This window comes from Pseudoalteromonas sp. S1608 (assembly GCF_005887265.1).
GTDB lineage: Bacteria > Pseudomonadota > Gammaproteobacteria > Enterobacterales > Alteromonadaceae > Pseudoalteromonas > Pseudoalteromonas undina.
Map to the genome: position 1 here is coordinate 1 of NZ_PNDK01000016.1, position 10,957 is coordinate 10,957.

General features: G+C 41.9%; 9 protein-coding genes and 2 tRNA genes. 1 reads left to right on the plus strand and 10 read right to left on the minus strand.

The genetic code is table 11. The features are described 5' to 3' along the window. Positions 1 to 59: 59 nt before the first annotated feature. From CWB75_RS08050 to xerD, 8 genes are all read right to left on the minus strand, one after another. Positions 60 to 136 (minus strand) — tRNA-Arg (locus CWB75_RS08050). Positions 137 to 171: 35 nt separating this feature from the next. Then, positions 172 to 264: transfer RNA gene (locus CWB75_RS08055), tRNA-Ser, on the minus strand. Between the two features lie 128 nt (positions 265 to 392). After that, complete coding sequence (locus CWB75_RS08060) at positions 393 to 575, minus strand: hypothetical protein (RefSeq protein WP_010391514.1); 183 nt, start codon at positions 573 to 575, stop codon at positions 393 to 395. A 354-nt stretch (positions 576 to 929) separates the two neighbouring features. Next, on the minus strand, positions 930 to 2,465 hold the full coding sequence (gene lysS / locus CWB75_RS08065; RefSeq protein WP_010391516.1) for a lysine--tRNA ligase: 1,536 nt from the start codon (positions 2,463 to 2,465) through the stop codon (positions 930 to 932). Positions 2,466 to 2,491: 26 nt separating this feature from the next. Continuing rightward, a protein-coding gene (gene prfB, locus CWB75_RS08070; RefSeq protein WP_109874146.1) for a peptide chain release factor 2 occupies positions 2,492 to 3,590 on the minus strand; the annotation gives its coding sequence in 2 pieces (ribosomal slippage) (positions 2,492 to 3,514 and positions 3,516 to 3,590; 1,098 coding nt in all). 145 nt (positions 3,591 to 3,735) lie between these two features. Next, the gene (gene recJ, locus CWB75_RS08075; RefSeq protein WP_055012546.1) at positions 3,736 to 5,457 is read right to left on the minus strand and encodes a single-stranded-DNA-specific exonuclease RecJ; all 1,722 of its coding nucleotides are present in this window, start codon (positions 5,455 to 5,457) and stop codon (positions 3,736 to 3,738) included. 84 nt (positions 5,458 to 5,541) lie between these two features. Beyond that, on the minus strand, positions 5,542 to 6,270 hold the full coding sequence (dsbC, locus tag CWB75_RS08080; RefSeq protein WP_010391520.1) for a bifunctional protein-disulfide isomerase/oxidoreductase DsbC: 729 nt from the start codon (positions 6,268 to 6,270) through the stop codon (positions 5,542 to 5,544). A 72-nt stretch (positions 6,271 to 6,342) separates the two neighbouring features. Then, the gene (xerD, locus tag CWB75_RS08085) at positions 6,343 to 7,269 is read right to left on the minus strand and encodes a site-specific tyrosine recombinase XerD (protein ID WP_138570359.1); all 927 of its coding nucleotides are present in this window, start codon (positions 7,267 to 7,269) and stop codon (positions 6,343 to 6,345) included. 105 nt (positions 7,270 to 7,374) lie between these two features. On the opposite strand from xerD, the gene fldB reads away from it, so the two are divergent. Beyond that, positions 7,375 to 7,896 (plus strand): flavodoxin FldB, encoded by a 522-nt coding sequence (fldB, locus tag CWB75_RS08090; RefSeq protein ID WP_008467792.1) that lies wholly within the window; start codon positions 7,375 to 7,377, stop codon positions 7,894 to 7,896. A 50-nt stretch (positions 7,897 to 7,946) separates the two neighbouring features. Here the strand turns inward: fldB and CWB75_RS08095 are convergent, their stop codons facing one another. Both CWB75_RS08095 and CWB75_RS08100 read right to left on the minus strand, forming a co-directional pair. Continuing rightward, positions 7,947 to 8,393 carry a DUF2147 domain-containing protein gene (locus tag CWB75_RS08095; RefSeq protein WP_054201892.1) on the minus strand — a complete coding sequence of 149 codons (447 nt, stop codon included), beginning with the start codon at positions 8,391 to 8,393 and terminating at the stop codon, positions 7,947 to 7,949. 175 nt (positions 8,394 to 8,568) lie between these two features. Then, positions 8,569 to 10,578: an alpha-amylase gene (locus tag CWB75_RS08100; RefSeq protein WP_138570360.1), complete on the minus strand. Its 2,010-nt coding sequence runs from the start codon at positions 10,576 to 10,578 to the stop codon at positions 8,569 to 8,571. Between the last annotated feature and the right edge of the window lie 379 nt (positions 10,579 to 10,957).

Genomic DNA, 10,957 nt, shown 5'->3' on the forward strand with positions numbered 1-10,957 from the left:
GAGCTATGCGCCCACTTTCATTTTTGCTTGTTTTAACTCTAAGCAGAGTGTGTAAAGAGTGGTGGGCGCAGGAGGATTCGAACCTCCGACCGCCTGGTTCGTAGCCAGGTACTCTATCCAGCTGAGCTATGCGCCCATCTTTACGTTTACAAGATTTCGCCATTTAAAAAATGGTGGAGAGGGAGGGATTCGAACCCTCGATAGAGCTACAAACTCTATACTCCCTTAGCAGGGGAGCTCCTTCGGCCACTCGGACACCTCTCCGTCTTGTGGGGCGTATAATAAAGATTTCAGAAAATATGTCAAACACTTTTCTGACAAAAGTGACTATATGGCTATAGATTGCACACATGTCTGGTTTTAAAGTGTAATTAGTTTGAAAATTAATCAGGTTAGGTATTTGGAGTGCTTGAGTTTACACCCATCACTGGCACTAGTTCATCCGTAAGTTCAGCAAGATATTGCTCTTGGTAGCCCAATTTTTGAAACTCGGCAATGCACGCGCGGTAATAAGCTTGTCGCTGTTGCTCTGTGGTGCTCTCATCGGGTAAAGATTCTACTTGTTTAACTTTCATATTATTTATCTAAGTCCTTTAGAAATTTTTATTTTTTACGACTAAGAATGACCGTGTACAAATTTCGGCCATATTTTAGCTAAAAAATTCACATAAATACAACATAATGTTTAAAAAACAATCATACCAAAAAGTTATAGCACTGCTTTAATGTTGCTAAGCAGTGAGGCAACTTTATGATAATGAAACTGAATTAAAGGTTAATATCCCTTTGTACTTACATTTTATTATCAGTGTAGTACTTATTAATTAAAAGCCCTAATATAAAGTTTAGGCAATGTCTCACAAACAATAAGGCAAAAAAAACGCCGCTAATTAGCGGCGTTAATAATTTTATAGTTTATTCCTTCAAGCTTAGTCAGCTTGTGGGCGCATGTGCGGGAATAAAATAACATCTTTGATAGTTGATGAGTCAGTAAATAGCATCACTAAACGGTCAATACCAATGCCCTCACCTGCCGTTGGTGGTAAACCATACTCAAGTGCGCGAATGTAGTCTTCGTCATAATGCATTGCTTCATCATCACCAGCGTCTTTCTCTTCAACCTGACGAGTAAAACGCTCAGCTTGATCTTGTGCATCGTTAAGCTCTGAGAAACCATTTGCTAATTCACGACCGCCAACAAAAAATTCAAAACGATCAGTTACAAATGGATTTTCGTCGTTACGACGTGCAAGTGGAGATACTTCCCACGGGTAGCCTGTGATAAATGTAGGTTGGATAAGCATATGCTCAGCCGTTTCTTCAAATATTTCACATAAGAACTTACCTGGGCCCCATACGCAGTTTTCAGGAATTTTAACGTGTACTTGTTTAGCGTACGCTTTTAATTCTTCAAAGTGGTTTTCTGGGTCGTTAAATACCGCTGCATCAAACTCTGGGTTATATTTTAAGATAGCATCTGCCATGCTTAAACGCGTAAACGGTTGACCAAAGTCGTACTCTACTGAGTCAACAACTTCGCCGTTTTCATCTTTAGTGGTGTTAACCACAATTGGGCTGCCCAGTACGTTAGTTGCAACTGTACGTAACATGTCTTCGGTGATGTTCATTAAATCAATGTAGTCAGCATACGCTTGGTAGAACTCAATCATAGTGAATTCTGGGTTGTGGCGTGTCGATAATCCTTCGTTACGGAAGTTACGGTTAATTTCGAATACGCGGTCAAAACCACCTACCACTAAACGCTTTAAGTAAAGCTCTGGTGCAATACGCAAGTACATGTCGATATCAAGCGCATTGTGGTGTGTTACAAACGGACGTGCCGTCGCGCCACCAGGAATAACCTGCAGCATTGGCGTTTCTACTTCCATAAAATCGCGGTCTGCTAAAAAGCGACGAATGCCTTCAACTACTTGTGAGCGAATACGGAATGTTTCACGCGTTGCTTCGTTAGTAATTAAATCAACATAACGTTGGCGGTATTTAGTTTCTTGATCTGATAAACCATGGAATTTTTCTGGTAATGGGCGAAGTGACTTAGTCAGCAGTTCGTACTCTGTCATTTCTACGTATAAATCGCCTTTACCTGATTTGTTCAATGCGCCTTTAACACCAATAATATCGCCAATATCAAGCTGACCATATTTTGCTTTTAAATCTTTTTGAACGTCTTTTGAGGCATATGCTTGTACACGGCCTTTCATGTCTTGAATAGACATAAATGGACCACGTTTAGCAAGAATACGACCTGCAATCGATACCACATGCTGTAATTCGATTAGCTCTTCTTTACTCTTATCACCAAACTCAGCCTGCAAATCTGCCGTGTAATGCTCACGACGGAATTGGTTTGGATGACCGTTGGCTGGGCAATTTTCGCGAATAGCGTCTAATTTGCCGCGACGCTCAGCGATTAACTTATTTTCGTCTTGGATTTGATCAGTCATTTTTTAGCTCTTTTTTAGCTTGGTGGTTATAAACCAGATTTTAAGCTGGCTTCAATAAATTTATCTAGGTCGCCATCGAGTACCGCTTGAGTGTTACGGTTTTCAACGCCAGTACGTAAGTCTTTAATACGCGAGTCATCAAGTACGTATGAACGAATTTGACTTCCCCAGCCAATATCAGACTTGTTGTCTTCTTGGCTTTGCTTTTCAGCATTTTGCTGCTGTAGCTCAAGCTCAAATAATTTCGCTTTTAACTGCTTCATTGCTTGGGCTTTATTTTTATGCTGCGAGCGCTCGTTTTGACACTGCACCACGGTATTGGTTGGTACGTGGGTAATACGTACTGCCGATTCAGTGGTATTTACGTGCTGACCACCCGCGCCTGATGCACGGTAAACGTCTATACGTAAGTCAGACGGATTAATATCAATCTCAATGTTGTCATCAACTTCTGGGTAAACAAACGCAGATGCAAACGAGGTATGGCGGCGACCACTTGAATCAAATGGGCTTTTACGAACTAGGCGGTGTACGCCTGTTTCAGTGCGTAACCAACCATATGCATACTCACCAGAAAAACGTACCGTTGCGCCTTTAATACCAGCAACATCGCCATCGGTCGCTTCAACAAGCTCTACTTTAAAGCCTTTTGCTTCACCCCAGCGTAAGTACATACGCAGTAAAATATTACACCAGTCTTGTGCTTCAGTACCGCCAGAGCCTGACTGTAAATCAAGGTAGGCATCGTTTGAATCGTGAGAGCCTGAAAACATACGACGAAACTCAAGCCCTTCAAGCTGCTGGTTTAAATCAGCTAGTTCGCTTTGTGCTTCATCAAAAGTGTCTTGGTCTTCAGCTTCAACAGCAAGCTCTACTAAACCTTCAACATCGTCAGTACCAGCAACAAGGTTATCGATTGTTTCAACCACGGCTTCTAGTGCTGACTTTTCACGACCAAGGGCTTGTGCGCGCTCAGGCTCATTCCATACGGCTGAATCTTCAAGTTCGGCGTTAACTTCTTCTAAACGTTCTTGTTTAAGAGCGTAGTCAAAGGTACCCCCGAAGCAGTTCAGTACGTTCGCGAATTTCCTTGATTTGATTAATCACAGGATTCACTTCAAACATGTACATTACTCCAAAATGGCTAGGTTATTGCGCACTTAAAAAAGAGACCGAGCGCAATTAAAAATCATTAAATAATAAAAACGCCCGATTTTAACAAAAAACCGCGCGTTTTATTAGCCTTTTATGCATGGTTTGAAGATATTTTTTAGCCCACTTTTTCAAGCTCTCTAACTATAAGTTGTAAGCTAAATTTACCTCTAAATTCATTTATATCGAGCTGATACGCTACTTTAACAAACTGCGCCTCGGTATCTGGCCACGCTTTTACATCAATCCCAAAGGCTATGGCATCCACTAAGCGTGCAGACTGATGCTTTAATACTAGCTTTAAGTGTTTTTCACCCACAATACGCTGCTGGATTACTTCAAAGGTGTGTTCAAATATCGGCTCAGGAAACTGCTGCCCCCACGGGCCCGATTGTTTTAAAAGCTGGGCAAAATCCATGCTAAAGCAATCATTAGGTAGCTCACCATCGGTAAATACAATACAGCGTTTACTTTCTTCACTGAGTTGCTCGCTAACTGCACTATCAAATGCGCGTTTGAACTCAGCAAATTGCTGCTCGTTAATACTTAAACCTGCCGCCATTGCGTGGCCGCCAAATTTATTAATTAAACCAGGCTGCGCAGTGTTTAAACCTTCAAGCAGGTCGCGCATATGTAAACCTTCAATAGAGCGACATGAACCTTTTATTTCACCGTTTTCGCCACCCGCAAATATCACGGTTGGGCGGTGGTACTTTTCTTTTAAGCGCCCCGCTAAAATGCCAATAACACCTTGATGCCAATCGTCTTGATACAAACAAATAGCATCAGGCACACTATCTTCTTTAAATGCCAATCTATCGAGCACGGCTTGCGCTTCTACTTGCATGCCTTGCTCTATTTCACGTCTGGCAAAGTTTAAGCTGTCAAGCTCACCGGCTATGCGCCTTGCTTGATTTATGTCGTTGCTAAGTAAGCAAGCTATACCTAGGCTCATATCATCTAAACGCCCTGCTGCATTTAAACGTGGTGCCAATGAAAAGCCAAAATCGCTGGCACTCAAACGAGCTGCATTGCGATTAGCCACTTCAATCAGTGCGGTGATACCTGGGCGGGTTTTACCACTTCGAATACGTGCCAAGCCTTGATGCACTAACGTACGGTTATTCGCATCCAGAGCCACCACATCGGCCACCGTACCAAGGGCTACAATATCGAGTAAGTCAGCAATATTTGGCATAGGATGTTGGTTAAAGTAGCCTTGTTCACGCAGCGCACTTCTCAATGCGATAAGCAAATAAAACGCCACACCAACACCAGCTATCGACTTAGAGGGAAAATCACAGTCATGACGATTAGGATTAACAATAGCATCGGCATTAGGCAGTTGCTCGCCTTGTAAATGATGATCTGTAACCAGCACTTTAATGCCTGCGGCTTTAACAATATCAATCCCTGCAATACACGATATACCGTTATCTACGGTGATCACTAAATCGGGCTGCATAGTGACTATTTGCTCAGCCAATGCAGGGCTTAAGCCATAACCTAAACTAAAGCGGTCTGGCACTAAATAATCTAAATGGGTAAAGCCAAACATGGCCAACCCTTGCATTAAGGTAGCGGTGCTGGTTGCGCCATCGGCGTCAAAATCGCCAACAATTAGTATTTTACTTTGTGCATGCAGTGCATCAATTAATAGTTGGCTGGCTTTGTCTATATCTTTAAATAGCTTAAAGTCGAGCAAAGTGGCCGCACTATTATTTAATTCATCAGCATGGCAGACGTTACGCGTGGCATAAATTTGCTTAATAACAGGATGTAGATGACTAGGTAGATGAGAGTCGTCAACGGGTTCTCGCGCAATGATCATTTTTTTCATGCTGGTTTTTAACTTATGATATTCATAACAAAAAGACAAAAAAAGGCCATAAAGGCCTTTTTAAACAGGTACTCAGGTTTTTAATTAACCTGCTTTGTTGGCCTCAAGCGCAGCGCTTAATGCGGCAGCTGGTTGGTAGCCTGGGATCATCGTGCCATCTTCTAAAATAATAGCCGGTGTACCACTAATACCAAAGCTTTGCCCTAATTGGTAATGCTCTGCAACGGGTGCGCTACAGTCTTTTACAATTTGTGTATCTGCACCAGATTTAGCTTCAGTAAGTGCTTCTTGCTGATCTTTAGCACACCACACATTCATTAAATCAGCATAACCTGATCCTTGCAGGCCGCCACGTGGAAATGCTAGGTATTTAACCGTAATACCCGACTCAAGTAAGTCATCAAGCTCACGGTGTAATTTACGACAGTAACCACAGCTAATATCAGTAAACACGGTAATGCTGTGTTTTTCTTCTGGCGCTTTATACACAATCATTGAATCTTCGTATTCTTTTAACCCTGATTGACGCACACCATTAAGTGCTTGCTCAGTTAAATTACTACGGTTGTTTAAATCGATTAGCGTACCTTGCATTAAAAACTGACCGTCAGGGCTTGCATACAGCACCCCTTTATTGGTGATCAATTCTTTTAAGCCCGCAACCGGACTTGGGTTAATTTGTTTAACAGTTACTCCTAGCGCGGCAAATTTTGTCACGATAGGATCATTGGCATCGGGTGTTACTGCAACACCATTAGCAAAAGCGCTCAAACTAGTGCACAACATGGCACCTGCTAACATTAATTTTTTCATAACGGGTTCTCTATCCTAAAAATACTTATCTTATCGTGTCTATATGACCGGCTTAGTGACAAAAAAATTCGCTTAAGCACGAGGATGATGCTCAGCATGCACCGATTTTAATCGCTCATTCGCTACATGCGTATAAATTTGGGTAGTTGATAGGTCGCTGTGGCCAAGCATCATCTGCACCACACGCAAGTCAGCCCCATGATTTAATAAATGCGTTGCAAATGCATGTCGCAAGGTGTGGGGCGATAACGGCGACTCAACGGATGCCAAAATAGCATAGTGTTTAATCCGATGCCAAAAAGTTTGTCGTGTCATGCCCACCCCACGTTTAGAGGGAAATACAAAATCGGTGGCATGTTTTATCATTTGTGCTCGCCCAAGCTTTAAAAATTGCTCCAGCCAATACATAGCCTCTTCACCTAAAGGCACTAATCGCTCTTTATTTCCTTTACCTTTTACAAACACCACAGCTTGGCGCAAATTTATTTGCTCCATTCTCAGCCCTACCAGCTCAGTTACCCGCAAACCCGTTGCATACAAGAGCTCGAGCATGGCTTTGTCGCGCAGCCCCATTGGCTCTTCAATATTGGGGGCACTTAATAGCGCCTCTACTTCAGCCTCAGAAAGCGTTTTTGGTAACGACTGCCCCGCTTTAGGCTGAGCAATATTGACCATAGGTGAGTCGCTAATTATTTTTTCGCGTACAAAGTACTGATAAAAACGTTTTAATGCACTAATACTGCGTGCAGTACTGCGTGGCTTTAGCCCTAAATCAACACGATGTGCCAAGTAACTTTCAACGTCGAGGCTGGTTACCGTCATTAAGTTTTCGCCTTTTAAAAATTGGCAAAACTTATCTAAGTCACTGCGATAAGCGCTCAGCGTGTTTTCACTTACGCCTTGCTCTAAATAGAGGCTATCAAGAAAGGTTTCTAAAAAGTCGCTATTGCTGCTTAGCTCATTATTTTGTTCAGGTAAATCGTCAGATAGCGTTGTCACGTTGTGATCTCATGTTGGTAATACCACGGGAGAAGGTATCAATTAAAAATACCTTACGGTAAACTTGAGCCTATCATAACAGGCAATTACACAGTGATAAATACGATGCAGATTGGTTTATTTTTTGGTTCTACTACCTGCTATACCGAAATGGCGGCAGAAAAAATACGCGACATTATAGGCGCCGACATTGTCAGCTTACATAATATTAAAGACGAGCCGCTTAAAAACGCTGAGCAATATGACTTTATCATTTTTGGTATTTCTACGTGGGACTTTGGCGAAATTCAAGAAGATTGGGAATCAAAGTGGGACGACATAAAAGACGTTGACCTAAATGGTAAAACCATAGCCTTATTTGGTATGGGCGACCAGCAAGGATATGGCCAATGGTTTCAAGACGCATTAGGCATGCTTCATGATGAAATAAATGCCCAAGCCATTACTCAACTTGGCTTTTGGCCTAACGACAGTAATTACGAATTTGAAGCCTCTAAAGCCCTTACCGAAGACGGTAAACAATTTGTTGGTTTAGCCCTTGATGAAGATAGTCAGTACGAGCTAAGCGACGAGCGTATTGCCACTTGGGTAGAACAAGTGATGACAGAGTACGCTGAAACCCTGTAACTTTGCGCTCTTGCAAAGAGCGCTGCCATGCAGCGCTTTTTAATATTTAACTACTCTACTTTTAACCAGTATTGGTTACGGTAAAAAAAGCCCACATAACCACGCACTTCAAGTTTTTCGCCATTTTGCTGCGGAGTTAAACGCACGCTGTAGGTTTTACCGTTATTTGGGTCGAGTATTTCACCGTCTTCCCAACTACCGTCACCTGCATAAGTTACGTTTTCAATAATGGTCATGCCTAGCATCGGCTGATTCTTTTTATCACCATCACACTCGCTGCAAAGCGCATCTTGCTTGGCTTTATTGAGTATTGTTTCAATTTTGCCAGTCAGTACGCCATCATGCTCAGTAATGCGTACATAAGACTTTGCTTCTTTGGTGTCTTCATTAATGGTTTTCCAAAGCCCTACAGGACTCATGTTTGCATGCGCACTATGGCTTATAAATAAAGCTGCAGCGAGAGTGCTTAGCAAAGTTAGTTTATTGAAGTTTTTCATTGAGTTGCTTTGATTTTAAATAGCGAATAAAACAATAATACCAGCTGATTTATAAACACACTATGAAATTACATAGCTAATTAGGTGCATGTAAAAAATAAAAACCAAGTGCCTTTAACACACTTGGTTTTTAAATAATAATCACGTTTTAAAGTACATGATTAAAAGTGCATATTTAAAAGTCACGCACCTCTACACTTGAGCTATTAAATTCAAACATATTAATTTTGCCGCACTGGGCCATATGGTTAGTGCTTGCATATGGGGTATCAGCTTGGTTTATATCGCCCTCCCACTCTTGGCCATTTTTTATAAATGCTTTGAGTTCAAACCAGCCGTTAACGGCTTTACTGCAATCCATATCAACATCAAGCATCCAGTAGTGTTCACCCCATATATTAAGCGGTGTAACGCCAAAACCATCGCTATCTACCGTTTTTTTCGCCCCGAATTCACTAGGCCATATATTAGTAGTCCAATCCATAGCGCTACCTTGCGCCTCACTGCTTTGACCTTGTTCGATACCATACCAATCTAGGTAATTATCGTTTGCTTTCCAAGGCAAAGTGGTGTTGTTTTTTAAATTGTTGTGACGAATAGGCATGGCACATTCAACGTTCGTTGTTTGGCAGTTTCTACCAAGGTTTGCATTGGCATAAGTGTGATCTATTCCACCACGAACAAACATATCTTGTCCGCTTTGTGTTAGCGCATTGATAAAAACAACGGTTCTTTGCCAATCACCGCCGTTATTAGGGAGCGAGCCTTGTAGTAATTTAGCATTTTTATGAATAGCCATGGCATCCCATGGCGCCACATTTAAATTAATCGTGCCGTTACTATTAACTGTAATAACCTCACTACTACAGCTTTTAGCATCACCCGAAAGCTCACCTTTTAATACGTTACAGTACTGCCCAGCAGCCATATCTGTTTGAACTGTTGCATTTAAAGTTGAGTCTTCTTTATTAATTGCCATATGGCCTGAGCTACCTCGCCCAAATGCAATCTGGTTATTGGTGTTATCCCACCAGTTTGTTACAACCCAGTTATCGGCAGTGTTATTTCTAAAATCAACACCACCAGCAATGTACGACCAACGATGCTCACACTTCCATTTGCTTGCAAAACATTCCAAGTTACCATTGTTGTGCACTGGCACACTTGGCCCACCTGCATCGGTATCACCATGAAAGTCATAACTCGACATGACTTTTGGGTACCCATACGGATACGCCAACATAAAGACGTTAGCTAGGTCGTATAAACGGCCATCTTCAAAAGTAATTACATTACCCGCACCACCATGCCCACGTTGGTTATCATGGTTATCAACAAATACCACAGCTGATGAACTTGGCATAAAACCCCAACCTTCACCAAAATTACTTAGCCACGCAAGCGAGCCATTTCTAAATGTATTACCAAGCTGTGTACTGTATTTAAACTCAGTAACTAAACCTGTACTTAAATACTCTGAGGCATCTACCGCTTCAGTACCTTGATCTATCACCTCATGAAAAACCACTGGCGAGCCATTTATTTTTGCCATTAAACTTTGAATATCACTTGCAGCAACATGCTTAGCAGCATCAAACCTAAAGCCTTTAACTCCTAAGGCTTGTAAGTCATTAATATATGCCGCTAACGTATTTTGCACATAAGTTGAAGCGGTATTTAAATCGGCAAGCCCTACCAGCTCGCAATGTTGCACACGATAGCGATTATTACCGTAATCCTCAGGGTTAATTGAACAGCTTTGGTGAAAATCTTGTGGGCTGTAAATAGGGTATTGTTTATTACCAAAGTTATTACCGTCGGTACCAGTACCATTACCTGCAGCCATATGGTTTATTAGGGTATCAACATATATATCTACGCCTGCCGAATTACATCGATTAACCATATCTATAAACTGCGTCCGGTTCCCGCCACGGCTTTGCAGTTGGTAGCTCACAGGTTGGTAGCGAGTCCACCATTGATTACCTGTAATATGCTCGTTAGGCGGAGATACCTGTACAGCAGCATATCCTTTGGGCCCTAAAAACTGTTCACATTCTTGAGCTATATCTTGCCAGTTCCATTCGAATAGATGCACAAATGTTGTAGGTGCAGCCATAGCTAAGCTTGGTAAAGTTAAGCCAAGGCTCAATCCTGCAGTGGTGATTATTTTATTCAGCTTCATAGTGTGTGTTCCAAGTGTTGAGCGAGTTAAACAACATACTCGACATTATTTACAAGTGGTTAACACTAGTCTGGTGATTGATTAAATAAAAACTGAATACGTATGCATAATGGGTAAATTATCCTTTTTTACTAGGGCGTGTTGATCATTGCGGATTGAAGTTTGTTCAACCTAGGGGCGATTAAATCGCGGCGCGAGGTGTGTAACCTAGCGGGCTAAGTAAAAACCGAGCAACAAAGAGTTTATCGTCCCGAGAAAGAACCCAGAGGGCAGCGCATGTTTGGTATTTATGCTGCGTTATCGCCTATTTATGGGGAATAACCACACTACATAGGCTCTGCCTTGCCTAAAAACCAAACATACTGCTGCAAATCCAACC